Below are 22,800 nucleotides of genomic sequence, written 5' to 3' on the forward strand. Positions count from 1 at the left end.
ACAAGCAGTCGACATATCCAAAGACTTGATGCCGAGGCTCTTGCCGTTTGGACCCCGCAGGTAAGGTTAATTCTTCCTTTCGATTGTCGGTAAAATTTTATCCATTATCGTCTTCGTCATTGAAGACGAACCAGAGGCTCCAATAGTGATTGCGTGTTGCCTGATCGTGGCCGGGACTGCGTTGCTTCTCGCCGGCTTGATTGCCTTCGGCTTTCACAGAAACTCGCTGCACTCGTTGGCGCTGCTGTAGCGGCGTAGCCCGGAGGGAGCGAGGCTCACCCGATCCTGCGTCTCTATCGATTTCTTCGCCCGCCTAGTGCCCTGTGAACCGATCGTCTGCGCGACGCAGCCGGCGGCACAGCTCGCGATTGATGTTCTGCAGCACGATCACATAGGCGTGGATGTCGGCCTTGTAGCAGGCATAGAGCTTCTGGGCGGTCAGCTCGTAGAGCACGGTCGGAGACTCCGCGACCACCGTGGCGGAACGGTTCTGCATTTCGATCAGCGTCATTTCGCCGAAGAAATCGCCCGGCTCCAGAACCGAAATCGGGATCACGCTCCCCGACTCCGCCCGCTTGCTGACCGCAAGCCGGCCGGACTTGACGATGAACATCGAGCGTCCCGGCTCGCCTTCGGCCACGACAGTCGCGCCGCCATCGAAGGGACGCTCGACCAGCATCGAAATCAGGAGGTCGAGACTTGCGTCCGCGAGGCCGCCGAAGAACGGCGTGGCGAGCAGGAACGCTTTCAGATCGGGGGTGCTCACGGTCATGGCGCGAGGATATCTTCCATCGACAACGGCGGCAATCGGCCGGCGGGATGGGATCAAGCCTACGCCCTCTCGCCCCGCAATGCCCGCTTTCGCCAGAGGTCGACCATCACCTTGATCGTGGCCAACAGGACCAGCGCGCAGAGCGCCGCCTTCGAGATCGTCTCCATCGTCCCCTCGATCAGCAGGCAATGGATCACGCTGCATGCGACGATGACGATTGCGAGCGGGATATGGACGATGCGCCAGGTTTTCAGGCGCAGGCCAAGCCGCCGGCGGAGAGCCGCCAGCAGCGCAACCGCGACGATGGCCCACATCGCGATCACGCCGAAGGGGGAGAACGGCGTCGGCGAGGCGAAGGTGAGCGCATCGATCATGTCGGGCGGGCTGGTGAACCAGAGGCCGGCGACGTGGATCACCACGGCCAGAGCCAGCGCGCCACCGATCCAGTGATGGGCGCGCCTGTTACGATAGGCCGAAAGGCCCGGCAGATACCCGCCGATCAGCAGCGGCTGTACCAGCACCAGAGCGAGGGCCACAATCCCCGCGAATCCGGCGAGGATGTAGACCGGGCCGCGCCACGCGAGCTGCTCGCTCGTCGCAGCAAGCGCGACGGGCACGCCGATGGCGACAGCAAGGGCAGACCAGATCAGGGATTTCCAGCTCTGCACTTGCAACGCGGTCAGGTCGGCTGAAGCACGAAGTGCGCCTCGAGGCTGGTTTCTTTCGGGCTCCGCATGATCGGCCGCAGGAAGACGGTTTTGAACTCACCGCTGTCATAGGCGAGGTGACCGTGCGGCTGGCCGAAGATCGGAATGATCTGCGGCATCTCGAGCCGGAACGCACCGTCCTTGTCGGTCAGCGTGGCGCCGTGGCTCTGCGGCTCGTGCTCCTGGCCTTCGACCGTGTGCGCCCAGATCTGGATGCGCTGCCCGGCCAGCGGCGCACCGTCGCCGGCGCGACGCACGGTGCCGCTCATCACGAAGCCGCCTTTTCCGATCCGCTCCACGATCGGCGCGCCCTTGCGGTAGTTGTTTGCGCCACCGGTCATCGATTCCGTCGGCGCAAGACCTTCCGCATGCGCAGGCAGCAGGAGCCCGGAAGCCCCGGCGCCCAAAACGCCCGATGCAAGGACGGAGCTACCGGCAATGAGGAGGTTGCGGCGGTTGAGTACGACAAGGGTCATGTCTGTCCTCCTGGCAACCGTGCGGTTGTTTGCCCGAGGATACAACATCAAGCACGAAACGCACAGCCAAGACGACGGGCGCGACGGGGCGCTATAACAGAGTTGTGAAGCGGGCAACCGGCTCGCAGGATCGGCAGAGCGAAGCGAAACCCATCAAAGTTTCTGGTGAGGAGACATGATGGGTTTCGCAAGTGCTCTACCCATCCTACGCGGTGACATTACATGTCTTGCTTCCAGACACGCAGCCCTTCCACTCCGGTAGCTCTCTCATGATCCCCTTCTCCGTGCTCGACCTCGCTCCCATCAAGCAGGGCTCCGACGCCGCGCAAGCGTTTCGCAATTCGCTCGATCTCGCCCGGCATGCGGAAGCCCTGGGTTTCAAACGCTTCTGGCTGGCCGAGCATCACAACATGACGGGGATTGCGAGCGCGGCGACGTCGGTAGTGATCGGGCATGTCGCGGGCGGCACGAAGACGATCCGCGTCGGCTCCGGCGGCGTGATGCTGCCGAATCATTCGCCACTTGTGATCGCCGAACAGTTCGGCACGCTGGAGTCGCTCTATCCCGGGCGGATCGATCTCGGGCTCGGACGTGCGCCGGGCACCGACCAGCTCACCGCGCGGGCGATGCGGCGCGACCTTGCAACGGCTGCCGAGAACTTTCCGCATGACGTGCTGGAACTGCAGGCGCTGCTCGGTGACGTGCAACCGAACCAGGCCATCCGCGCCGTGCCGGGCATGGGGACGAACGTGCCGCTGTGGATCCTCGGCTCCAGCATGTTCGGCGCCCAGCTCGCGGCCATGCTGGGATTGCCCTTCGCGTTCGCCTCGCATTTTGCGCCGCAGATGATGATGCCGGCGCTGCGCGAATATCGCGCGCGGTTCGAGCCCTCGGCGCAGCTCGACAAGCCCTATGCGATGGTCGGCGTCAACGTATTCGCCGCCGACAGCGACGTCGAGGCGCAGCGCATGTTCACCTCGTTACAGCAGCAGTTCATCAATCTGCGCCGCGGCACGCCGGGCCCATTGCCGCCGCCGGTCGACGATATGGACGTGCTGTGGTCGCCGGCCGAGAAGGCCGGCGTGGCCCAGTCGCTCGCCTGCTCCGCCGTCGGCTCGCCCGCCGCTGTCGAAGACAAGCTGAAGGCGCTGATCGCCGACACCGCGGCGGATGAGCTGATGACGACGGGGCAGATCTACGATCACGCCGCGCGCCTGCGCTCGTTCGAGATCGCGGCCGAGGTACGGGATCGGCTGGCGAGGGCGGCTGCCTAGTCGTCATGCCCGGGCTTGTCCCGGGCATCCACGCCTTTCATCTTCACGCCAAGAACGTGGATGGCCGGGACAAGCCCGGCCATGACGGCGATCCTTGAGAAGCGTCGCTTACGCCGCCCTGATCGAGCTCATGAAGCTGGCGACGCCGCGCTTGAGGCGCGCGCTCTCGCCCGCCAGCGACTGCGCGGCCGACTGCACCTGGGCGGAGGCACCGCCGGTCTCGGACGCACCGCGCTGCACGTCGGCGATGCTGGTCTCGACCTGAGAGGTGCCTTCGGCAGCGCGCTGCACGTTGCGGGAAATCTCCTGCGTGGCGGAGCCCTGCTGCTCGACCGAAGCCGAGATCGCGGACGAGATCTCAGAGATCTTGCCGATCGTCGCGCCGATCTCCTTGATCGCCGCGACCGAGTCGCGCGTCGCCGACTGGATGTCGGCGATCTGCTGACTGATCTCACCGGTCGCCTTCGCGGTCTGCTCGGCCAGTGACTTCACCTCGGACGCGACGACTGCGAAGCCGCGGCCCGCCTCACCTGCGCGCGCGGCCTCGATGGTCGCGTTCAGCGCCAGCAAATTGGTCTGGCCGGCGATGGTCTGGATCAGATCGACGACGTCGCCGATGCGGCTGGCGGCCTGCGACAGCTCGCTGATGCGGGTGTCGGTTTTCTGCGCCTGGCTGACGGCCTCGCCCGCGATCCGCGCCGAGGTCTCGACCTGGCGGGAGATCTCACCGATGGAGGAGGCAAGCTCCTCGCTCGCTGCGGCGACCGAATGCACGTTGGCCGAGGCTTCGCCCGATGCCGTCGAGGCGCGACTGGAGACCTGTGAGACGGTGTCGGCGGTCTTCGACAGCGTCGTCGACGATGTCTCGAGCTGGCCGGCGGCGACCGAGACCAGCTCGATGATCTCGCCGACCTCGCGCTCGAACTGATCGGCGAGCCGGTTCATGTCGACCTTGCGCGCTTCGCCTTGGCGCTGCTCGGCAGCGGCCTGCTCCTCGCGGAGACGATTGGTCTCCATCATGGCGTCGCGGAACACTTGCACCGTGCGCGCCATCTCGCCGATCTCGTCGCGACGATCGGCATGAGCGACGGGCGCATCGAGCTGACCGGCGCTGAGCGAGGCCATGCGCTCCTTCAGGCCGGTGAGCGGCTTGACCACGCTGCGGCCGACGGCCCAGGCGATCATGATCGAGATCAGCATCAGGACGGCAATGACGATCGAGGCCGTCTGCGCCATCGACCAGAAGGAATTGTCGACCTCCGACATGTACTCGGCCGAAGCGATCATCAGATTCCACGGCGCGAAGCCGCGGGTGAAGGCCACCTTCGCCAGCGGGGTCGGATCGGAGCCGCTGCGGCGGAACGAATAGCGCAGTGTGCCTTGCCCCTTCTTCGCGATGCCCATCAGGGTGACGGCGAAGAAATTGCCGTCGGCGTCCTTGTTCGGACGCATGTCCTTGCCGACGAATTGCGGAATGCCGGGATTGGAGACGCAAAGGCCCGTCTCGTAATCGTAGATGTAGGCGTAGTTGCTGTGGTCCTCGTACCAGACGTAATTATTGGCTTCCTGGAAGCGCTTCTTGGCTTCTTCCTCGGTCATCTGCCCGGCCTTGTAGGCCTTGTAGTAGCCATCGGCCAGGTTCCAGACGATATCGACGGCAGCATGCGCCTTCTCGACCCGCTCGTTGACGAGCTGATTGCGTGCCAGCCACAGGATCGTGGAAGCGACCAGAGCCATGCAGATCGCGGCAACCAACGTCATGAGCGCGAGCTTGGCGCCGATCGAGCGCAGCGAAAACAGATCCTTGAGAGCCGGCATTCTGCCTCTTCGGGTTTTGTTGGGCGGCGCGCACCTTAAGGATAAGGCGACAAGCCATCACGAGGTGGGAATGCGCAAATTAGAGGCGATTCGTTAAGGAACTCATTTGCGCCACGAAGGCGACGCGGGCGTTATCGAAGGCTTAAACTGGGCCCCGCCCACCAGCGCGAGCGGCGCGAGTGCCAAGCCCTGTGCGCCCCTTCGACGCTGTCAATGGGCTGACGTCACCAGCGTTTTTATGGCACAAGAGCGCCATCGCCGACCGACCAACGAGGCCACGCATGCCCGCGCCCAAACCGCCTGCCTTCGAGACCCTGAGCCTGCATGCGGGCCAGCATCCGGATCCCGTGACCGGGGCCCGGGCGGTGCCGATCTACCAGACCACGTCCTACGTCTTCCAGGATTCCGATCACGCCGCAGCGCTGTTCAATCTGGAGCGCGCCGGGCACATCTATACGCGCATCTCCAACCCGACGACCGGTGTGCTGGAGGAGCGGCTCGCGGCGCTGGAGGGCGGCGTCGGCGCGATCTGCACCGCGAGCGGCATGGCCGCGCTGCATCTGGCCATCGCGACGCTGCTGAACGCCGGCGATCACATCGTGGCGTCGAGCTCGCTCTATGGCGGCACCATCAACCTGCTGGCGCACACGCTGCCGCGCTTCGGCATCACCACCACCTTCGTGAAGCCGCGCGATCACGATGCATTCCGGAAAGCGATCAAGCCGAACTCGAAGCTTGTGATCGGCGAGACCATCGGCAATCCCGGGCTCGAGGTGCTCGACATTCCCAAAGTCGCGGCGATCGCGCATGAAGCAGGGATTCCGCTGCTGATCGACAACACCTTCGCCACGCCCTATCTCAGCCGGCCGATCGAGCTCGGTGCCGACATCGTCATGCATTCGGCGACCAAATGGATCGGTGGCCACGGCATCGCGATCGGTGGTGCCATCGTCGACGGCGGCCGCTTCGACTGGCGGGCGTCCGGCAAATTCGGCGTGCTGACGGAGCCCTATGGCGGCTATCACGGCATCGTCTTCGACGAGCAATTCGGCACGGCGGCCTTCATCATGCGCGCGCGCACCGAGGGCCTGCGCGATTTCGGCGCCTGCCTGTCGCCGACCAATGCGTTTCAGCTCCTGCAGGGCGTCGAGACGCTCGGCGTGCGCATGGACCGGCACATGCAGAACACGCTATCCGTGCTGGAGGCGCTGAAATCCAACAAGGCTGTCGACTGGGTGCTGCATCCCTCGCTGGAGAACCACCCCGACTATCAGCTGGCCAAGACGCTGCTGCCGCGCGGCGCGGGCTCGATCGTCTCGTTCGGCATCAAGGGCGGCCGGCCCGCGGGCCGCAAGTTCATCGAGTCGCTGCGCATGATCAGCCACCTCGCCAATGTCGGCGACGCCAAGACGCTGGTGATCCACCCCGCCTCGACCACGCATCAGCAGATGGATGCCGAGCAGCTCAAGGCCGCCGGTATCGGCGAGGAGCTGGTGCGGCTCTCTGTCGGCATCGAGACCGCCGGCGACATCATCGACGATCTCGCGCAGGCGCTGCGCATCTCGCAGAAGGTTTGACCCGATGAAGCTCTCCGTCAACGGTGTTGAGGTGTTTGCCGCAACCGGCGGCCGCGAATTCGACAAGTCCCTGCCGACGGTCGTCTTCATCCATGGCGCCGGTTTCGACCATTCGACCTGGGCGCTGCATACGCGCTGGTTCGCCCATCACGGCTTTGGCGTGCTGGCGCCTGATCTGCCCGGCCATGGCCGTTCGGCCGGGCCCTCGCTCGGAAGCATCGCCGAGATGGCCGACTGGACCGCGGCGCTGCTCGATACGGCCGGCAGCGCCAAGGCGCACCTGATCGGCCACTCCATGGGATCGCTGATCTCGCTGGAGACCGCGGCGCGTCACCCCGACAAGGTGTCCGCGCTGAGCCTGATCGGCACCGCCGCGACGATGACCGTTGGCCCGGATCTGTTGAAGGCCGCCGAAGCCAATGAGCAGGACGCCAACGATATGGTCTCGATCTGGGGCCTCGGCTTCAAGGCCGAGCTCGGCGGCAGCCTCGCGCCGGGCCTGTGGATGCATGGCGGCGCGCAGGCCGTGCTCAAGCATTGCGAGCCGGGCGTGCTGTTCAGGGATCTGTCGGCCTGCAATGCCTATGCAAACGCGCTCACGGCCGCTGCAAGCGTGAAGGTGCCGACGACGCTCATCCTCGGCGAACGCGACATGATGACACCGATGAAAGCCGGCAAGGCGCTTGCTGCCGCCATCCCGCACGCGAAGACGGTGGTGGTGCCGGGCGCCGGACACATGATCATGGCCGAGCGCCCGGATGAACTGCTGGTGGCGTTGAAAGGCTGAACGAATCAATCAGGATCGATCGGAGATCCCATGGGCAGCGAGACCTTGAAAGGGCGGACGGCACTCGTCACCGGCGGTTCGCGCGGGATTGGCGCGGCGGTTTGCAGGGCGCTGGCTGAGGCTGGCGCGGCCGTCGCGATCAACTGCCGCGAGCAGATCGGGCAGGCCGAGAAGCTGGCAGGCGAGATCGGCCGGCAGGGTGGACGTGCCATCGTCGTGGCGGCCGACGTCTCGCAACGCGAGGCGGTGACTGACATGGCCGAACGCGTCACGGGCGCGCTCGGGCCGATCGACATTCTCGTCAACAATGCCGGCATCGCCATCACGCGCGGCGTCGACGATCTCACGGAGGACGATTTCGACCGCACCATCCTGGTCAATCTGAAGTCCGTGTTCCTGTGCACGCAGGCGGTGCTGCCGTCGATGCGTGCGCGGAAATGGGGCCGCATCGTCAACATCTCCTCGGGTGCCGCACGCGGCGCCGGCTCGATCGGGCCGCATTACAATGCCTCCAAGGCCGGCATGGAAGGCCTCACGCGCGGCTATGCGGCGCGTCTGGTGAAGGAAGGCATCACCGTCAACGCGGTGGCGCCCTCGCTGATCGAGACCGACATGATGAGCGGCCAGCCGCAACTCGTCAGCCGCATCCCGCTCGGCCGCTTCGGCACCGCGGACGAGGTGGCGAAAGCCGTGATGCTGCTCGTCGACAACGCCTACATGACCGGGCAGACGATCGCGCTGAGTGGCGGGATGGCGTTTAATTGAGAGGCGGACTCATCTTCCTTCTCCCCTTGCGGGAGAAGGTGGCGCGAAGCGCCGGATGAGGGGTATCTCTCCGCGAATGCAGATCGTGAGAGACGTACTCGCGGAGAGATACCCCTCACCCGTCTCGCCGCTACCGCGGCGAGCCACCCTCTCCCGCAAGGGGAGAGGGTAAGGTACTCACCACATCGTCGCGGCGGCGCGCTCGGGCCAGATGCGATCATACTCCGCACCGCCGACCTTGTTCGCGCTCATCTCGGCGAGGATCTGGCCCGGTGTCGGCAGCGTCTTCGGGTCGATGCGCTTGTCGGGATTCCAGAGGTCGGAGCGGACGATGGCGCGGGCGCACTGGAAATAGATCTCGTCCACGTTCATCACCATGACGCTGCGCGGCGCCTTGCCTTCGACCTTGAACGAGGCAAGCAGCTCCGGATCGATCGAGAGATGCGCGCGGCCGTTGGCGCGCACCGCGTTGCCCGAGCCCGGGATCAGGAACATCAGCGACACCCTGGGGTCACGCACGATGTTGCGCAGGGAATCGACCCGGTTGTTGCCGCGGCGATCCGGCAGCATCAGCGTCCTGGGATCATGGATGCGGACGAAGCCGGGAAGATCGCCGCGCGGCGAGCAATCGATGCCTTCAGGACCGATGGTGGCGAGCGCGGCGAACGGCGCCTTCTCGATGAAGATCCGATAGAGCGGGGTGACGTGGTCGGCAACTTTCACGGTCGAGGCGTCGTTGGTGGCGCCGTAGATGGCTTCCAGCTGTTCGACCGTTTCGATCACACACATTCCGCTCTCTCCTGTTCCACCAGCTACTCGCGCCAGCATTCGTTCCTGATCACGCGCAGGAGGTGGCGGCTGTGATACTCCGCGCTGCCCGCATTGAGGATGGTGACATCGGCATTGGCCGATGCGTCATCGACGCTGCGCGCGAGCCGTTCGGCGATATTGCCGTCGCTGTGACGCGCGCGGGCGGCGAGGCGCTGCGCCAGCACGTCCGGCGGCGCCGTGATCGCGACCACGACGACATTGGCGTAGGCCTGGCGCAACGTAGCGATGACCGTGCGCGAGACATTGGCGACGACGGCGCGCCCGGCACGGATGTCGTCGTTGATCTCCAGCGGCAGCGCATAGGAATGCCCGTGCGCATCCCATTGCACGGCGAAATCGCCGTGATCACGCGAGCGGGCGAATTCGTCGGGGCTCAGCGCAATGTTGTCTTCGTCGGCAGAGGACGCACGCGTCACGACACGACGCGGGAAGACGATGTCGTGATCGTCGATACAGGCCGCCTGCGCCAGCCGCAGCAGCGTATCCTTGCCGGCGCCGGACGGGCCGACCACGAGCACCAGTCGCCCGGGCCCGATCGCAGCCGCCGCGTCCCTTGCCGTCACGACGGTATCGCTCATGCGACACGGCCCCCTTCGCGCCAGACGCTGCGAACCACGGGAACGCTGCCGGCAACGTGCACGCGGATCAGATCGGCACGCTTGCCGATCGCGATCTCGCCGCGATCGGTGAGGCCGACCGCGTCGGCGGGCGCCTTCGTCACGGTGCGAACGGCCGCCGGCAGGCTGATCGAGGGCGCATGTTCGGGCAATTGCAGCGCGCCCATCAGCAGGCTGGACGGAATGTAGTCCGACGACAGGATGTCGAGCAGGCCTTCGCGGGCGAGATCGACCGCGGCGATGTTGCCGGAATGCGAGCCGCCGCGCACGACGTTGGGCGCGCCCATCAGGATGTCGATGCCCGCTTCGTGCAGACCGCGTGCAGCCTCCAGCGTCGTCGGGAACTCCGCCACCGCGACGCCGTCACGCACGGCATCCGCGACGTTCTCCTCGGTGGTATCGTCATGGCTCGCGAGCGGAATCCTGTACTGATGCGCCAGCGCCACGATCTCGCGCATGTTGGTCGGCGCATAGAGCTTCTGGTACTCGAAGCGCTTTGCGAAGAGCTCATCGAGCTCGGCATCGGTCTTGCCGCCGCCCTTGCCGCGGTAATAGTCGCGCAGCTTCACTTCATCGCGGAACTGGCGCTGGCCAGGCGTGTGATCCATCAGCGACATCAGCTTGACGTCGGGCCGGTCGATCAGCTCCTTGGCTTCCTCGACCACGCTCGGCATCGGGATCTCGCAGCGCAGATGCAGGAAATGATCGGCGCGCAGCAGCTGCGAGTCACGTGCGGTCGTGATCGCTGCGGCAAGCACCCCGGCGCGGCCGTCGACTTCCTCGGCGCCGTCCTCGCGCCAGACCCGAAGCGAGTCGAACACGGTGGTGATGCCCGAGGTGGCGAGCTGACCGTCATAGGAGACCACGGCCGCAACAGGATTCCAGAACACCTTCGGCCGCGGCACGTAATGCGCTTCGAGATGGTCGGTGTGAAGCTCGATCAGGCCGGGCATGATGAGATCGCCGCCGGCGTCCTCTGCGCCCGCGGGCGCCCTGCCCTCGCCGATCTCGGCAATGCGCCCGTCCGCAAGAGCAAGCCAGCCCTGCTCGATCACCCGGTCCGCCAGCACGATCCTGGCGTTGGCGATCACGGTATCCTTCGGCTTGGCGTTCATGTCCCTCTTCCTTCAGGCCGCGGCGGCAAAGTTGGTGACATCGACGATGCGGTCGGCAATCAAATGGCGGATTTCGTCGTCATGGACAATGGCGACCATGGCCACGCCCCGGCGTTTCTTCTCGGCGACCAGTTCGACCACGACGGCGCGGTTGGCAGCATCGAGTGACGCGGTCGGCTCGTCCAGCAACAGGATCGGCAGGTCCGAGATGAAGCCGCGCGCGATGTTGACGCGCTGCTGCTCGCCGCCGGAGAAGGTCGCGGGCGGAAGCTGCCAGAGTCTTTCGGGTATGTTGAGTCGGTGCAGCAGTTCGCCGGCGCGCGCCTGTGCATCAGCGCGCCCCATGCCGTTGACGATCAAAGGCTCGGCAACGACGTCGATGGTCGCGACGCGCGGCACGGCCCGCAGGAACTGGCTGACATAGCCGATGGTGGCGCGGCGGACATTGAGGATCTGACGCGGCTCGGCGGTGGCGAGGTCGATCACCTCGCCGCGATGGCGAATGCCGATGCGGCCGGAGTCGCAGCGGTAATTGCCGAAGATCATCTTCAGGATCGACGATTTGCCGGCGCCCGATGGCCCCGACAGCACGACGCATTCACCGGGTTCGACCTGGAAGGTCACGCCGCGCACCACCGGCAGCTCGATGCCGCCCTGCAGATGCATCGTGAAGGTCTTGTTGGCGTCGGCGATTTCGATCATGGCGGTCATCGGAGAACTCATTTTGAAAAGCTTATGGCGGCAGAATCGAGGAGACCAGGAGTTGCGTATAGGGCTCGCGCGGATCGTCCAGCACCTGGTCGGTGAGACCTGTTTCGATGACGCGACCGCCCTTCATCACCATCACGCGGTGCGACAACAGGCGCGCGACCGCGAGATCGTGGGTGACGATGACGACGGCGAGATGCAATTCGGCGACGAGGTTGCGCAGGAGGTCGAGCAGGCGGGCCTGCACTGAAACATCAAGTCCACCTGTCGGCTCGTCCATGAACACCAGCCGCGGCCCGGTGACGAGGTTGCGCGCGATCTGCAGGCGCTGGCGCATGCCGCCCGAATAGGTGCGCGGCGCATCGTCGATGCGCGCGACGTCGATCTCGACCCGCGTGAGCCAGTCGGAAGCCGACTCGCGAATGCGGCCGTAATGGTTCCAGCCCACGGCCATCAGCCGCTCGCCGACATTGGCGCCGGCCGAGACCGCCATGCGCAGACCCTGCGCCGAATCCTGATGCACAAAGCCCCAATCGGTACGAAACAGCAGGCGCCGCTCAGCCTCGCCGAGCGCCGCGAGATCGCGGGTGACGCCATCGCGCATCCGGTATGACACCTGCCCGGCGCTCGCGGCGAGCTGGCCCGAAAGGAGTTGCAGCAACGTCGACTTGCCGGAGCCGGACTCGCCGACGATCGCCAGCACTTCGCCGGGATAGAGCGAGAACGACACGTCGCGGCAGGCCGCGATGCGGCCGTAGGACTTGCTGAGGCTATCAGCAACCAGCAATGGCTGATCGGTTTCGAGCAGATCCTGATCAGCCATTTGCTTCACCTTGCGCCTTGTCCTTGTAGGGCGCAGCGCTCATGCTGCCGTGATGGCCGTCGGCCTGACGTCCCTCGCAATAATCGGTGTCCGAGCAGACGAACATGCGGCTGCCCTTGTCGTCAGTGACGATCTCGTCGAGATAGGAGTTTTCGGCGCCGCACAGCGCGCAAGGCGCGTTGAAGCGATACGGCTCGAACGGGTGATCCTGGAAATCGAGCGATACCACCTGGGTATAAGGCGGGATCGCATAGATGCGCTTCTCGCGGCCGGCGCCGAACAATTGCAACGCCGGGCAATTGTCCATCTTGGGATTGTCGAATTTCGGCGTCGGCGACGGGTCCATCACGTAGCGCGCGTTCACCTTCACCGGATAGGCGTAGGCGGTCGCGATGTGGCCGAAGCGAGCGATGTCCTCGTACAGCTTCACATGCATCAGGCCGTATTCGGCAAGCGCGTGCATGCGCCGCGTCTCGGTCTCGCGCGGCTCGAGGAAGCGCAGCGGCTCCGGGATCGGCACCTGATAGACCAGCACCTGGTTCGCGTGCAGCGACGTCTCGGGGATGCGATGGCGGGTCTGGATCACGGTCGCCTCGTCAGTCGAGGTCGTCGTGGCAACGCCGGCGGTCTTGGCGAAGAATTTGCGGATCGAGATCGCGTTGGTGGTGTCGTCCGAACCCTGGTCGATCACCTTCAGCACGTCCTGCGGCCCGAGGATCGCAGCGGTGACCTGCACGCCGCCGGTGCCCCAGCCATAGGGCATCGGCATTTCGCGGCTGGCGAACGGCACCTGATAGCCGGGGATCGCGATCGCCTTCAGGATCGCGCGGCGGATCATCCGCTTGGTCTGCTCGTCGAGATAAGCGAAGTTGTAGGAGGGCGCGTTCATTCCGCGGCCTCCTTCATGGCACCGGGCGCGTTGGCTTCAGTGGACGCTTCGGCGAATTCCTTGCGCAGCTTGCGCAAGAGGCCGAGCTCGGACTGGAAGTCGACGTAATGCGGCAGCTTCAGATGCTCGACGAAGCCGGTCGCCTGGACGTTGTCCGAATGCGACAATACGAATTCTTCATCTTGCGCCGGGGCCAGCGCCTCTTCACCGAGCTCGCGGGCACGTAGAGCACGATCGACCAGGGCCATCGACATGGTCTTGCGCTCGCTCTGGCCGAAAGCCAGGCCATAGCCGCGGGTGAAGCACGGCGCTTCCGTCGCCGAGCCCTTGAACTGGTTGACCATCTGGCACTCCGTGAGCTCGATCGAACCGAGCGGCACGGCAAAGCCGACGTCTTCGGCGGCGAACTCGACCTCCACCTCACCGAAGCGAATCTCGCCAACGAAGGGATGGTTGCGGCCATAGCCGCGCTGGGTGGAGTAGCCCATCGCCAGCAAAAACCCTTCGTCACCACGCGCGAGGTTTTGCAGTCGCAAGTCGCGGTCCGCCGGGAAGTTCAGCGGCTCGCGCGTGAGGTCGCCGACGCTGGCGCCCTCTTCGGCTTGAGGCGAGGATTCGATCAGCCCATCGCGGCCAAGAATGTCGGTTACGCGCGGCGTCGCCGTGGTCGAAGCCTCCGATATCGCCGGCGCTTCAGGTACAAAGCCCTGGGCGAGCGAGGGATCGAGCAGGCGATGCGTGTAATCGAAGGTCGGCCCGAGGATCTGGCCACCCGGAATGTCCTTGAAGGTCGCGGACACCCGCCGCTGCACACGCATCGCACCGGTGTTGACGGGCTCGCTGTTGCCGAAGCGCGGCAAGGTGGCACGGAAGGCGCGGACGAGGAATATCGCCTCGATCAGATCACCACGTGCCTGCTTGATCGCGAGCGCCGCGAGTTCGCGGTCATAAAGCGAGCCTTCGCTCATGACGCGGTCGACGGCGAGTCCAAGTTGCTCCGAGATCTGGTCCAGGGAGACTTCCGCAACGCCTTGGTCGCCGCGCCTGATATTGGCGAGCAGCCGATGGGCATTCTCGATGGCGCGTTCGCCGCCTTTGACTGCGACATACATGCCTCTAGCCTCCCTTGCTCACGACACGCGTGGTGCGCGGGATCGCGACCACGGCATCATCGGCGACCAGCACCACGTCGATTCCCCGCGGAAACAGCGTCTCGTTGACACGCAGGCGCTCGAACAGGTCGAACGGCTTGATCGAGGCATGGAGCGTCGCGACGCCATCGATGCCGGGGCCACGCAGCTCGAAACCGCGACCTGAATCCAGGCTGTCGGCCTGAATGATCACCGTGGTCGAACGATCGGGATATTCGTTGGTGCCGAGCGCAAAGCGCTCGAGCGGAAGCAACGCACCGCCGTCACTGACCAGCGCGAATGATGCGATCGACGTATCCTGCACCACCGGCGCACCGGTGTGGAACTTGAGCCATTTCAGGACGTCGGTGCTTTCCGCCATCCGCGCATCGAGCCAGAGCGGCGTGTCGTGGTCGAACAGCGTCAGCGCGATCGCGGCGGTACCGCGCATCATCGTATCAGGCGCTCCCGCCACCGGCACGATGCGCTGGACCGAGCCCGGCCGCGCCATCGCGTCCATGACCGAGCGAAAGGTCGATTGCGCCGACAACACCTTGTCGGCGAACCCTGGCGGCAATTCCGCAATCGTGGTCATGGCCTCACCCCTCACCGCGCACCATGGTGTAGAAATCAACCTTCGTCGCCGCGGTCTCTTCGGCCGCACGGCTGCGCCGGACCATAAGCTGCTCGCGCAACGGTGCGATAACGTCGCGCTCGACGGCGGCACTGAAATCGTGCGATTGCACCAGCGCATCGCATAGCGCGATCAGCCGCGCCTTCTCGCCGTCACGGCCGAGCGTGTAGCCGAAGCCGACCTCACCGCTCGCGAGCCGCACCGCCGCGCGCGACACCGTGGCTTCGCCGAGATTGAACGGCGCACCGTCGCCGCCGACCCGGCCACGCAACATCACCAGACCGTTTTCCGGTGCGCGCAAATCCTGATGGCCGGGCAAGGCAATCGTGCGGAGGCGGGCGGCGATCTCGCCCGCCTCCGCGTGCGCCAGCACGGCCATGGCGGCCTGGCGCTGGGCTTGGGTGTTGTGCTGGGTCACCGAATCCACCGAACTTTTCCAGAGAACTTGCCGAATTCAAGTTGTCTATGATAATAGACAACTTGATACGGACGCGCCATGACTGTTTCGTGACAAGCGTGTGATTTCCGGGCTAGGCTGATCGCCGACATGAGCATGCAGGACACCGCCTCTTCGGGCGTCGCGCTGTGGCGCCTCGTTGCCGACGGCATCGAGCGCGGCATCGCCGACGGCCGGTTTGCCGCGGGCGACAAGCTGCCGGGCGAGATGGAGATCGCCGAGACCTATCGCGTCAATCGGCACACTGTGCGGCGCGCGCTGGCGGCGCTGGCCGAACGCGGCATCGTGCGCGCCGAGCGCGGCAGCGGAACCTATGTCGAGGCGCAGAAGCTCGCTTATCCCTTGCGCTCTCGCACGCGCTTTTCCGAGATCGTCGGCGCCGAAGGCCGCGAGCCGCAAGGCCGGTTGATCGAGGCGTCAGACGATGTCGCAACCCGCGAACTCGCACGGGAGCTGGGATTGAAGACCGGCGCGCCACTGGTGCGGATCGAGGCCATTCGCCTCGCGGACCGCACGCCGATCTGCGTTTCCACCACCTGGCTCTCGGCAGAGCGGTTTCCGGGCGCGGGCACGGTGTTCGCCGAGACGCGCTCGATGACGAAGATGCTCGAGCATTACGGGATCCGCGATTATCGCCGCGGCGCCACCAGGATCACCGCCGGCATCGTCGACGCCACCGATGCCACGCGGCTCGACCTGCCGCTGGGGCGGCCGATCCTGGTGGTCGATGCGACCGACCTCGATCTCGAAGGCAAACCGCTGGTGACCAAGCACTCGCGATTTGCAGCCGAGCGGGTGGAGTTTTTAGTGGAGCCGTAGGCTTCTTCCCCTCCCCCCTTGCGGGAGAGGGTGGCTCGCCGCGGAGCCGCGAGACGGGTGAGCGGTTCTCTGCGCGGGCCCAACTCTTATCCGAATGCGCGGAGAGAACCCCTCATCCGGCGCTTCGCGCCACCTTCTCCCACAAGGGGAGAAGGCAAGACAGAAACTCAGGCTACCGCCCTGCGCCCGATAATCGCAAAGCGCAGCTTGCCCGAGATGAAATCGATCGCGGCGACCGCGACCAGGATCATCAGGATCAGGAACGACACCCTCTGCCATTCCAGCACACGGATCTGCTCGGCGAGCTGGAGGCCGATGCCGCCGGCGCCGACGATGCCGATGATGGTGGCCGAGCGTGTGTTCGACTCGATGAAATAAAGCACCTGACCGGCGATGACGGGAAGCACCTGCGGCATCAGACCGAAGCGGATCTCATGTAGTGCACTGCCGCCGGAGGCACGGATGCCTTCGACCTGCTTCTGGTCGGCGCTTTCAATCGCCTCCGAAAACAGCTTGCCGAACGCACCGAAATCCGACACCGCGATCGCGAGCACGCCGGCGAACGGGCCGAGGCCGACCACGTTGATCCACACCAGCGCCCAGATCAGCGTGTCGACGCCGCGGATCGAATCGAGGAAGCGCCGCACCGGAAAACGCAGGAAGATCGAGGGCACGACATTGCGCGCCGCAAGCAGGCTGACCGGCAGCGCCATCAGCGCAGCCAGCGTGGTACCCAGCAGCGCGATCGACAGGGTTTCGCCCAGCGCCCTCAGATAGAGCGGCAAGGACGACCCGGGATCTGGCGGGATCATCATCATGCTGATCCAGCCGAGCTGGCTCAGCCCCGAGATGAAGCGCGACGGCGAGAAATCAAGATCGACGAGGCCGAACAGGAAGATCGCGAGGGCAGCAGCGAGCACCATTGGCGTCGCCAGCCGCGACGACGTCGGGCGGTCGAAGACATCGGGATAGCGTGCGCGGAGCTCCGCGGTGTTCACGTCCTGCGGCTTGCTCATTTCCGCGCCTCCTTGCCGAACAGGCGGCCGCGGACCCAGCCGGTCGTGATGTCGATCAGGAAGACCGTGACGATGATGGTGACGAGGATGGCGCTGACGTCGGAGTAGTAGAACTTGCGGATCGCGACGATCAGTTCCTGCCCGATGCCGCCGGCGCCGACAAAGCCCATCACGGACGCCTCGCGCACATTGATCTCGAAGCGCAGCAGCGCGTAGCTGGCATAGCCCGCCGAGACCTGCGGCAGGATCGCAAAGCGCATGCAGGAGATCCAGCTCGCGCCTGTTGAGCGGATGCCCTCGACCGGCTTCATGTCGGCGTTCTCGACGATCTCGGAGAACAGCTTTCCGAGCGCCCCGGTGGAGTGGATCGCGATCGCGAGCACGCCGGCCATCGGCCCGAGGCCGAAGGCGATGACGAAGATCAGCGCGAACACGATGCCGGGCACCGTGCGGGCGAATTCGAGCAGGCGCCGCACCGTGAAGCGCAGCCACGTCGCAGGCGAGGTGTTCTCGGCCGCGAAGAAATTGAGGCCGAAGGCGAGGACCGCACCGATCAGGGTGCCGACATAGCTGATCAGCAGCGTCTCGCCGAGCAGCCTGAGCCATTTGTGCCAGCCCCAGAACCACTCGCCAAAATTGATCCAAACCCGCTGGCCGCTATCGAGGGTGAAGATGCGGTCGAAATAGCTGACGAAATGGCCGAAATAAGTGAAGAGCGTGCGCAGGTTCACCTCGGCACCGATCGAGACCACGATCAGCGCGGCGACGAAGACGACGAGGCCCGCCAGCAGGCGCAGGCGTTTGCGCGCCACCGCCTTGCGGTAAGCGGCATTGAGGACAGCAAGCTGCTGCTCGGGGAGAAGCGAAACCGCAACGGTCATGGGTTCAGCGGAAAGGATCCCTCAAGAGAAGAGCCGGGTCCATCGACCCGGCTCCAGCAAATCGTCCCGACGAGATCAGGACGCCTTCTTGCGCAGATTGTCGACGAACTTAATCAGCTCGATGGTCTTGTTGTAATCGTCATTTGCGATCGGCTCCCACGGCTTGTTCTTGCCGTCGGAAAGCTTCTTGAACGCCTCGGGATCCTTCTGCGCGGCATCCAGGAAGGCCTTCTTGATCGCGGCCTTCATGTCCTCGGGCAGATCGCTCAGGTAGGCGTAGGGCGAGTTGATGATGAGGTCGGACTTCCCGATGATGCGGAAGTCCTCCTTCTTCATCGGCGTGCCGTCGGCCGACTTCACCATGCCCTTGTTGAGCATGCGGGTCAGGTTGGAATCGTCGTCGGCGTTCCACCAGTTGGCGGCGACGTCGACGGTGCCCTGGGCCAGCGCCAGAACGGCGTTCTCGTGGCTGCCGGTGAAGACCACCTTGGAGAAATAGGCATCGGGATCGATGCTCATCGCGTTCAGCTTGAAGCGGGGCATGTTGTTGCCGGACGTGGAGTTCGGATCGACAAGCCCGAGATTCTTGCCCTTGAGGTCCTCGATCTTCTGGTACGGCGATTTCGCCAGCACGTAGAAGACGGAGTAGTAGCCCTTCGAGCCGTCGGAATTGACGTCGATCACGAAGGCATCGGTCTTGACGCCGGTGAGACGGGCGCGCGCAAAGGAAGCCGGACCGTAATAGCCGATCTGGATGTTGCCGGCGCGCTGGCCCTCGATGAGGGCAGCGTAGTCATTGGCGACACGCAGCGTTACCTTGATGCCGAGCTCCTTCGACAGATAGTTGATGAAAGGACCGTAGCGCTCGGTCACGCCCGAGCCGTTCTCGGCCGGGATCGCGGCGAAGGTGATCTCCGGATATTTCGTCTTCCAGTCTTCGGCGGAAGCGGATCCGGCAAGGGTCAGCGCGGCTGCGCCGGCAAGAACGAGTCTGCGAGTGATCATGATGTCCTCTTCATCTGATAGGATCGGTTGACGCAAGAAACTGGAAATGACGGATGCGCGGCGGCTCAAGCCGCCGCGGCCGTTCCGAGTGCCGGGACGCCCTCCGGCAACGGCGCAGATGTGCCGCCCATGACGTCGGCGGCCTCGAGATCGTAGAGCTCACGCGCGACGAGATCGGTCAGCGCGGACGGCGCGCCGTCGAACACTACGCGGCCCTGGGCCATGCCGATGAGGCGGTCGCAATAGCTGCGCGCCAGATCGAGCGAATGCAGATTGCAGATCACCGTGATGCCGAAATGCTTGTTGATGCGCAGAAGCGCATCCATGACGATCTTGGTATTGCGCGGATCGAGCGAGGCAATCGGCTCGTCGGCGAGGATGATATCGGGCTGCTGCACCAGGGCGCGGGCAATCGCCACGCGCTGCTGCTGGCCGCCGGAGAGCTGGTCGGCGCGCTGGGCGGCGAGCGGGGCGATGTCGAACTGTTCCAGCGCGGACATCGCCAGCGCCTTGTCCTGCTCGGGCCAGATCTGCGAGAGCGAGCGCCAGGCCGGCATGGTGGCAAGACGCCCCATCAGCACGTTGGTCAGGACATCGAGGCGGCCAACCAGATTGAATTGCTGGAAGATCATCGCCGAGCGCGCCCGCCACTGCCGCAGCTCCTTGCCGCGCAGCGCGGTGACGTCGAGGCCGTCGAACAGGATACGACCCTGCGTCGGCGTCACCAGACGATTGATGGTTCGCAGCAAGGTCGACTTGCCGGCGCCGGAGCGCCCGATCACACCGACGAATCCGCCGGGGGAGATTTGAAACGACGCGTCGTCCACCGCGGCTTTTGCGCCGAAGCGGCACGTCAGACCTTCCACCACCAGCATGCAGGGCTCCAGAGTAGCTGGGGCCCACCGCTATCCCTGACGGTTGACACTTGTGTGACATGCGCAATGCAGTGCGGCGATCCAACCCACCTCATCCCCTGTCATGTCGTCGTCATGATGATGTCATCAAGCCACTCGAAGACGAGCGCCCGCCCTCGAACTCCGGATGCAACATGGCCAAGGTGCTATCGGTCGAGCCGACCATCGATGCTTCGGCGAAGCTGCACGAAACCAGGCTCGGCGCCTACACCGAGGTCGGCGCGCGCACCATCCTGCACGAGGTCGCGATGGGCGATTACTCCTACGTCGTCAACGACGCGCAGATCACCTACACCACCATCGGAAAGTTCTGCTCGATCGCGGCGATGACGCGGATCAATCCCGGCAATCATCCGATGCATCGCGCGACCCAGGCGCATTTCACCTACCGCTCCAGCGCCTACTTTCCGGACGAGAGCGACGATACAGACTTCTTCGACTGGCGGCGCCAGCATCACGTCCATATCGGCCATGACGTCTGGATCGGCCATGGCGCGGTCGTGCTGCCGGGCCGCAACGTCGGCACTGGCGCGGTGATCGCGGCCGGCGCCATTGTCACCAAGGACGTGCCGGCCTACACGATCGTTGCCGGCAATCCGGCGCGGATCGTGCGGCGGCGGTTCTCGGAAGAGGTTGCCGGACGGCTTGCAAAGCTGGCATGGTGGGACTGGAATCACGACAAATTGCGTGAGGCGCTGCCTGATTTCCGCAAGCTCACAATTGAAGATTTCCTGTCGGCATACGAAGCAAAGGCAAATTCCTCTTCCAGCAAACGAAGCGCGGTCGCGTGACAGACATTTTCATCGAGGGAGGCCGGGCCCTGGTCGGCTCCGAGCTCACCGAAACTTCACTCGCAATCTCTGGAACGGACATCGCGCAGATCGACGCGTCTCGCGGCCGCGCGCGGTTGGCGATCGATGCGCGCGATTTGCTGGTGCTGCCCGGCATCGTTGATCTGCACGGCGATGCCTTCGAGCGGCAGATGATGCCGCGGGCCGGCGTCGATTTCCCGATCGACATTGCGCTCGCCGACACCGACCGGCAGGTCGTCAGCAACGGCATCACCACGGTGTTCCACGCCACCACATGGTCGTGGGAGCCGGGCCTGCGCAGTGGCGACAATGCAAGACGCCTGCTTGAGGCAATCGAACGGCAGCGTCCGCACTTCGCCGCCGACACCCGCTTTCATTTGCGGCACGAGACCCACAATCTCGATGCCGAGGACGAGATCAGCGAGTGGCTCGCCGAGGGCCGTGTCGATTTGTTCGCCTTCAATGACCACATGGACGGGGTCGTTGCCGACATCTCCAATCCTCGCAAGCGCAACCGCATGGTGGAGCGCACCGGCCTGTCGAGCGAGGATTTCGACAAGCTCGTCGCGCATATCGTCTCGCGCGCCGCCGATGTTCCGGCCTCCATCATCCGGCTCGCGGCCGCGGCCCGTGCGGCCGGGGTGCGGATGCTCTCGCATGACGACGCGACGCCGGCGATGCGCCAAAACTTTCGCGCCATGGGCGTGACGCTCGCCGAATTTCCGATCAACGAGGAGACGGCGCGCGAGGCCGCGGCTGCCGGCGACGCCATCGTCTTCGGTGCGCCGAACGTCGTGCGCGGCGGCAGCCACACCGGCTGGACCAAGGCGTCGGACATGATCGCGAAGGGGCTCTGCTCGGTACTGGCCTCGGACTATTACTATCCGGCGCCGCTGCTCGCTGCGTTCCGCCTCGTCGCGGACGGCGTGCTGCCGTTGACCGAGGCCTGGAAGCTGATCTCGGCGGCGCCGGCCCAGGCCATCGGCCTGACCGATCGCGGCACGCTCGCCGCAGGCCATCGCGCCGACATCCTGCTGGTCGACGACAGCATGCCATTGCGTCCGCGGCTGGTCGCGGTGATCGCGGCCGGCAAGCTCGTGCATCTCACCGATGCGCCCCGATTGCTCGGCGCGACGGCAACACCGCGCGAGACTGTCGTCGCGGCATAAATTGGCTATGCTCAGGCAATGACAGGTTTTCCCCGCTACGCGATCTATTTTGCCGCCGGCGCCGACAATGCGCTATCCCGCTTCGGTGCCGAGTTGCTGGGCTATGATGCCTATCGCGGCGACGAGATTTCGTTTCCGCAGGACGCATTGCAAGTCGCCCCGGACTGGCGCGACATCACTGCCGATCCCCGCAAATACGGCTTTCACGGCACACTGAAGGCGCCGATGGGGCTCGCGTCCGGCAAGACCGAGGCCGAGCTGATGGGCGCCTGCGCGACCTTTGCCGAAAAGGCGCGGCCGATTCCGGTGATCCGCCCGGTCGTCGATTCCATCAGCGGCTTCATTGCTGTCATTCCGGCTGAGCCCATCGACACGCTCCAGCAATTCGCCGCCGATTGCGTCCGCCATTTCGATTCGTTCCGTCCGCCCCTGACCGCGGAAGATCGCACGCGGCGCAAGCCCGAGAAGCTTACCGAGCGCCAGCGCGACTATCTCGACCGCTGGGGTTACCCTTACGTGATGGAAGAATTCCGCTTCCACATGACGCTGACGGGGCTGCTCGATGCGGAGCGGCGCGGGCCGATCCTGGAGATGCTGCGGGCGAAGTTTGCGGGGCTGAAGCTCGAGACGCTTGCGATCGATCGCATTACGCTGTTCAGGCAGGATGATGCGAAGGCGCGTTTCCGCATCATCGGCGAGTGGGTACTGGCGAGTTAGCCGGGCTCACGCGTCTCATTCAGCTCGTGTAGGGTGGGCAAAGGCGCGAGGCGCCGTGCCCACGTTCTTTCTCGACGACACGCAAAT

The 22,800-nt window shown here is 65.0% G+C and carries 25 protein-coding genes; 8 read left to right on the plus strand and 17 right to left on the minus strand.

What is annotated here, in order from left to right:
- Positions 1 to 313: 313 nt before the first annotated feature.
- Genes JQ631_RS26075 through JQ631_RS26085 form a run of 3 tightly spaced genes read right to left on the minus strand, consistent with a single transcriptional unit; the run spans position 314 to position 1,955 of the window.
- On the minus strand, positions 314 to 772 hold the full coding sequence (locus JQ631_RS26075) for a Crp/Fnr family transcriptional regulator (protein WP_212331018.1): 459 nt from the start codon (positions 770 to 772) through the stop codon (positions 314 to 316).
- Between the two features lie 59 nt (positions 773 to 831).
- A complete protein-coding gene (locus JQ631_RS26080) occupies positions 832 to 1,440 on the minus strand; it encodes a ferric reductase-like transmembrane domain-containing protein (RefSeq protein WP_212331020.1) in 609 nt (202 codons plus the stop codon).
- 11 nt (positions 1,441 to 1,451) lie between these two features.
- Positions 1,452 to 1,955 carry a peptidase associated/transthyretin-like domain-containing protein gene (locus JQ631_RS26085; protein WP_212331023.1) on the minus strand — a complete coding sequence of 168 codons (504 nt, stop codon included), beginning with the start codon at positions 1,953 to 1,955 and terminating at the stop codon, positions 1,452 to 1,454.
- A 269-nt stretch (positions 1,956 to 2,224) separates the two neighbouring features.
- On the opposite strand from JQ631_RS26085, the gene JQ631_RS26090 reads away from it, so the two are divergent.
- Complete coding sequence (locus JQ631_RS26090) at positions 2,225 to 3,229, plus strand: LLM class flavin-dependent oxidoreductase (protein ID WP_212331026.1); 1,005 nt, start codon at positions 2,225 to 2,227, stop codon at positions 3,227 to 3,229.
- 108 nt (positions 3,230 to 3,337) lie between these two features.
- Here the strand turns inward: JQ631_RS26090 and JQ631_RS26095 are convergent, their stop codons facing one another.
- Positions 3,338 to 5,047 carry a methyl-accepting chemotaxis protein gene (locus JQ631_RS26095; RefSeq protein ID WP_212331029.1) on the minus strand — a complete coding sequence of 570 codons (1,710 nt, stop codon included), beginning with the start codon at positions 5,045 to 5,047 and terminating at the stop codon, positions 3,338 to 3,340.
- Positions 5,048 to 5,328: 281 nt separating this feature from the next.
- On the opposite strand from JQ631_RS26095, the gene JQ631_RS26100 reads away from it, so the two are divergent.
- Genes JQ631_RS26100 through JQ631_RS26110 form a run of 3 tightly spaced genes read left to right on the plus strand, consistent with a single transcriptional unit; the run spans position 5,329 to position 8,176 of the window.
- Entirely contained in the window at positions 5,329 to 6,624 is a 1,296-nt protein-coding gene (locus JQ631_RS26100) for an O-acetylhomoserine aminocarboxypropyltransferase (protein WP_212331031.1), read from the plus strand.
- A gap of 4 nt (positions 6,625 to 6,628) precedes the next feature.
- Complete coding sequence (locus JQ631_RS26105) at positions 6,629 to 7,411, plus strand: alpha/beta fold hydrolase (protein WP_212331034.1); 783 nt, start codon at positions 6,629 to 6,631, stop codon at positions 7,409 to 7,411.
- Positions 7,412 to 7,441: 30 nt separating this feature from the next.
- Entirely contained in the window at positions 7,442 to 8,176 is a 735-nt protein-coding gene (locus JQ631_RS26110) for an SDR family NAD(P)-dependent oxidoreductase (RefSeq protein WP_212331049.1), read from the plus strand.
- Between the two features lie 177 nt (positions 8,177 to 8,353).
- Here JQ631_RS26110 and JQ631_RS26115 read toward each other — a convergent pair whose 3' ends face one another.
- The 9 genes from JQ631_RS26115 to phnG are packed head-to-tail and all read right to left on the minus strand — an operon-like array spanning position 8,354 to position 15,350.
- Positions 8,354 to 8,965 (minus strand): pyridoxamine 5'-phosphate oxidase family protein, encoded by a 612-nt coding sequence (locus tag JQ631_RS26115; protein ID WP_212331052.1) that lies wholly within the window; start codon positions 8,963 to 8,965, stop codon positions 8,354 to 8,356.
- A 23-nt stretch (positions 8,966 to 8,988) separates the two neighbouring features.
- Positions 8,989 to 9,585, minus strand: a complete 597-nt coding sequence (gene phnN / locus JQ631_RS26120) for a phosphonate metabolism protein/1,5-bisphosphokinase (PRPP-forming) PhnN (RefSeq protein ID WP_212331083.1) — start codon at positions 9,583 to 9,585, stop codon at positions 8,989 to 8,991.
- A complete protein-coding gene (locus JQ631_RS26125) occupies positions 9,582 to 10,739 on the minus strand; it encodes an alpha-D-ribose 1-methylphosphonate 5-triphosphate diphosphatase (protein WP_212331086.1) in 1,158 nt (385 codons plus the stop codon). Before JQ631_RS26125 ends, phnN begins: the two co-directional genes overlap by 4 nt.
- Before the next feature lie 12 nt (positions 10,740 to 10,751).
- Entirely contained in the window at positions 10,752 to 11,450 is a 699-nt protein-coding gene (gene phnL / locus JQ631_RS26130; RefSeq protein WP_212331089.1) for a phosphonate C-P lyase system protein PhnL, read from the minus strand.
- 22 nt (positions 11,451 to 11,472) lie between these two features.
- Entirely contained in the window at positions 11,473 to 12,270 is a 798-nt protein-coding gene (phnK, locus tag JQ631_RS26135; RefSeq protein WP_212331093.1) for a phosphonate C-P lyase system protein PhnK, read from the minus strand.
- Entirely contained in the window at positions 12,263 to 13,159 is an 897-nt protein-coding gene (locus JQ631_RS26140) for an alpha-D-ribose 1-methylphosphonate 5-phosphate C-P-lyase PhnJ (RefSeq protein WP_212331096.1), read from the minus strand. The genes phnK and JQ631_RS26140 overlap by 8 nt, the downstream gene beginning before the upstream one ends.
- Positions 13,156 to 14,271, minus strand: coding sequence for a carbon-phosphorus lyase complex subunit (locus JQ631_RS26145; RefSeq protein WP_212331099.1), 1,116 nt, complete (start codon positions 14,269 to 14,271; stop codon positions 13,156 to 13,158). Before JQ631_RS26145 ends, JQ631_RS26140 begins: the two co-directional genes overlap by 4 nt.
- Before the next feature lie 4 nt (positions 14,272 to 14,275).
- A complete protein-coding gene (phnH, locus tag JQ631_RS26150) occupies positions 14,276 to 14,884 on the minus strand; it encodes a phosphonate C-P lyase system protein PhnH (RefSeq protein ID WP_212331102.1) in 609 nt (202 codons plus the stop codon).
- 4 nt (positions 14,885 to 14,888) lie between these two features.
- Positions 14,889 to 15,350, minus strand: a complete 462-nt coding sequence (gene phnG / locus JQ631_RS26155; RefSeq protein ID WP_212331105.1) for a phosphonate C-P lyase system protein PhnG — start codon at positions 15,348 to 15,350, stop codon at positions 14,889 to 14,891.
- A 120-nt stretch (positions 15,351 to 15,470) separates the two neighbouring features.
- On the opposite strand from phnG, the gene phnF reads away from it, so the two are divergent.
- Complete coding sequence (gene phnF / locus JQ631_RS26160; RefSeq protein ID WP_212331107.1) at positions 15,471 to 16,199, plus strand: phosphonate metabolism transcriptional regulator PhnF; 729 nt, start codon at positions 15,471 to 15,473, stop codon at positions 16,197 to 16,199.
- 167 nt (positions 16,200 to 16,366) lie between these two features.
- Here phnF and phnE (JQ631_RS26165) read toward each other — a convergent pair whose 3' ends face one another.
- The 4 genes from phnE (JQ631_RS26165) to phnC all read right to left on the minus strand — a co-directional run bounded on the left by phnE (JQ631_RS26165) (position 16,367) and on the right by phnC (position 19,976).
- On the minus strand, positions 16,367 to 17,215 hold the full coding sequence (gene phnE, locus JQ631_RS26165) for a phosphonate ABC transporter, permease protein PhnE (RefSeq protein WP_212331110.1): 849 nt from the start codon (positions 17,213 to 17,215) through the stop codon (positions 16,367 to 16,369).
- Complete coding sequence (gene phnE, locus JQ631_RS26170; protein ID WP_212331113.1) at positions 17,212 to 18,096, minus strand: phosphonate ABC transporter, permease protein PhnE; 885 nt, start codon at positions 18,094 to 18,096, stop codon at positions 17,212 to 17,214. The genes phnE (JQ631_RS26165) and phnE (JQ631_RS26170) overlap by 4 nt, the downstream gene beginning before the upstream one ends.
- A gap of 75 nt (positions 18,097 to 18,171) precedes the next feature.
- Positions 18,172 to 19,101: a phosphonate ABC transporter substrate-binding protein gene (phnD, locus tag JQ631_RS26175; RefSeq protein ID WP_212331116.1), complete on the minus strand. Its 930-nt coding sequence runs from the start codon at positions 19,099 to 19,101 to the stop codon at positions 18,172 to 18,174.
- Between the two features lie 65 nt (positions 19,102 to 19,166).
- A complete protein-coding gene (gene phnC / locus JQ631_RS26180; protein WP_212331119.1) occupies positions 19,167 to 19,976 on the minus strand; it encodes a phosphonate ABC transporter ATP-binding protein in 810 nt (269 codons plus the stop codon).
- 173 nt (positions 19,977 to 20,149) lie between these two features.
- Here phnC and JQ631_RS26185 point away from each other — a divergent pair, with 173 nt between their 5' ends.
- From JQ631_RS26185 to JQ631_RS26195, 3 genes are read left to right on the plus strand one after another with little or no spacing between them, the layout of a single operon-like run.
- The gene (locus JQ631_RS26185; RefSeq protein WP_212331122.1) at positions 20,150 to 20,806 is read left to right on the plus strand and encodes a transferase hexapeptide repeat family protein; all 657 of its coding nucleotides are present in this window, start codon (positions 20,150 to 20,152) and stop codon (positions 20,804 to 20,806) included.
- Positions 20,803 to 21,996, plus strand: coding sequence for an alpha-D-ribose 1-methylphosphonate 5-triphosphate diphosphatase (locus tag JQ631_RS26190; RefSeq protein ID WP_212331126.1), 1,194 nt, complete (start codon positions 20,803 to 20,805; stop codon positions 21,994 to 21,996). The genes JQ631_RS26185 and JQ631_RS26190 overlap by 4 nt, the downstream gene beginning before the upstream one ends.
- 18 nt (positions 21,997 to 22,014) lie before the next feature.
- The gene (locus JQ631_RS26195) at positions 22,015 to 22,713 is read left to right on the plus strand and encodes a DUF1045 domain-containing protein (RefSeq protein WP_212331128.1); all 699 of its coding nucleotides are present in this window, start codon (positions 22,015 to 22,017) and stop codon (positions 22,711 to 22,713) included.
- The last annotated feature ends 87 nt before the right edge of the window (positions 22,714 to 22,800 follow it).

The sequence above is a fragment of the Bradyrhizobium manausense genome, assembly GCF_018131105.1.
Lineage (GTDB): Bacteria > Pseudomonadota > Alphaproteobacteria > Rhizobiales > Xanthobacteraceae > Bradyrhizobium > Bradyrhizobium manausense_B.

What these genes read in the sequence shown, in the direction of transcription:
- phnC (WP_212331119.1), bottom strand. Translation starts at nt 19,976, where the DNA reads ATGCTGGTGGTGGAAGGTCTGACGTGCCGCTTCGGCGCAAAAGCCGCG.
- JQ631_RS26090 (WP_212331026.1), top strand. Translation starts at nt 2,225, where the DNA reads ATGATCCCCTTCTCCGTGCTCGACCTCGCTCCCATCAAGCAGGGCTCC.
- phnN (WP_212331083.1), bottom strand. Translation starts at nt 9,585, where the DNA reads ATGAGCGATACCGTCGTGACGGCAAGGGACGCGGCGGCTGCGATCGGG.
- phnE (WP_212331113.1), bottom strand. Translation starts at nt 18,096, where the DNA reads ATGACCGTTGCGGTTTCGCTTCTCCCCGAGCAGCAGCTTGCTGTCCTC.
- JQ631_RS26195 (WP_212331128.1), top strand. Translation starts at nt 22,015, where the DNA reads ATGACAGGTTTTCCCCGCTACGCGATCTATTTTGCCGCCGGCGCCGAC.
- phnD (WP_212331116.1), bottom strand. Translation starts at nt 19,101, where the DNA reads ATGATCACTCGCAGACTCGTTCTTGCCGGCGCAGCCGCGCTGACCCTT.
- JQ631_RS26110 (WP_212331049.1), top strand. Translation starts at nt 7,442, where the DNA reads ATGGGCAGCGAGACCTTGAAAGGGCGGACGGCACTCGTCACCGGCGGT.
- JQ631_RS26095 (WP_212331029.1), bottom strand. Translation starts at nt 5,047, where the DNA reads ATGCCGGCTCTCAAGGATCTGTTTTCGCTGCGCTCGATCGGCGCCAAG.
- JQ631_RS26115 (WP_212331052.1), bottom strand. Translation starts at nt 8,965, where the DNA reads ATGTGTGTGATCGAAACGGTCGAACAGCTGGAAGCCATCTACGGCGCC.
- JQ631_RS26145 (WP_212331099.1), bottom strand. Translation starts at nt 14,271, where the DNA reads ATGTATGTCGCAGTCAAAGGCGGCGAACGCGCCATCGAGAATGCCCAT.
- JQ631_RS26085 (WP_212331023.1), bottom strand. Translation starts at nt 1,955, where the DNA reads ATGACCCTTGTCGTACTCAACCGCCGCAACCTCCTCATTGCCGGTAGC.
- JQ631_RS26105 (WP_212331034.1), top strand. Translation starts at nt 6,629, where the DNA reads ATGAAGCTCTCCGTCAACGGTGTTGAGGTGTTTGCCGCAACCGGCGGC.
- JQ631_RS26125 (WP_212331086.1), bottom strand. Translation starts at nt 10,739, where the DNA reads ATGAACGCCAAGCCGAAGGATACCGTGATCGCCAACGCCAGGATCGTG.
- JQ631_RS26075 (WP_212331018.1), bottom strand. Translation starts at nt 772, where the DNA reads ATGACCGTGAGCACCCCCGATCTGAAAGCGTTCCTGCTCGCCACGCCG.
- phnH (WP_212331102.1), bottom strand. Translation starts at nt 14,884, where the DNA reads ATGACCACGATTGCGGAATTGCCGCCAGGGTTCGCCGACAAGGTGTTG.
- phnE (WP_212331110.1), bottom strand. Translation starts at nt 17,215, where the DNA reads ATGAGCAAGCCGCAGGACGTGAACACCGCGGAGCTCCGCGCACGCTAT.
- phnK (WP_212331093.1), bottom strand. Translation starts at nt 12,270, where the DNA reads ATGGCTGATCAGGATCTGCTCGAAACCGATCAGCCATTGCTGGTTGCT.
- JQ631_RS26185 (WP_212331122.1), top strand. Translation starts at nt 20,150, where the DNA reads ATGGCCAAGGTGCTATCGGTCGAGCCGACCATCGATGCTTCGGCGAAG.
- JQ631_RS26100 (WP_212331031.1), top strand. Translation starts at nt 5,329, where the DNA reads ATGCCCGCGCCCAAACCGCCTGCCTTCGAGACCCTGAGCCTGCATGCG.
- phnL (WP_212331089.1), bottom strand. Translation starts at nt 11,450, where the DNA reads ATGACCGCCATGATCGAAATCGCCGACGCCAACAAGACCTTCACGATG.
- phnF (WP_212331107.1), top strand. Translation starts at nt 15,471, where the DNA reads ATGAGCATGCAGGACACCGCCTCTTCGGGCGTCGCGCTGTGGCGCCTC.
- JQ631_RS26140 (WP_212331096.1), bottom strand. Translation starts at nt 13,159, where the DNA reads ATGAACGCGCCCTCCTACAACTTCGCTTATCTCGACGAGCAGACCAAG.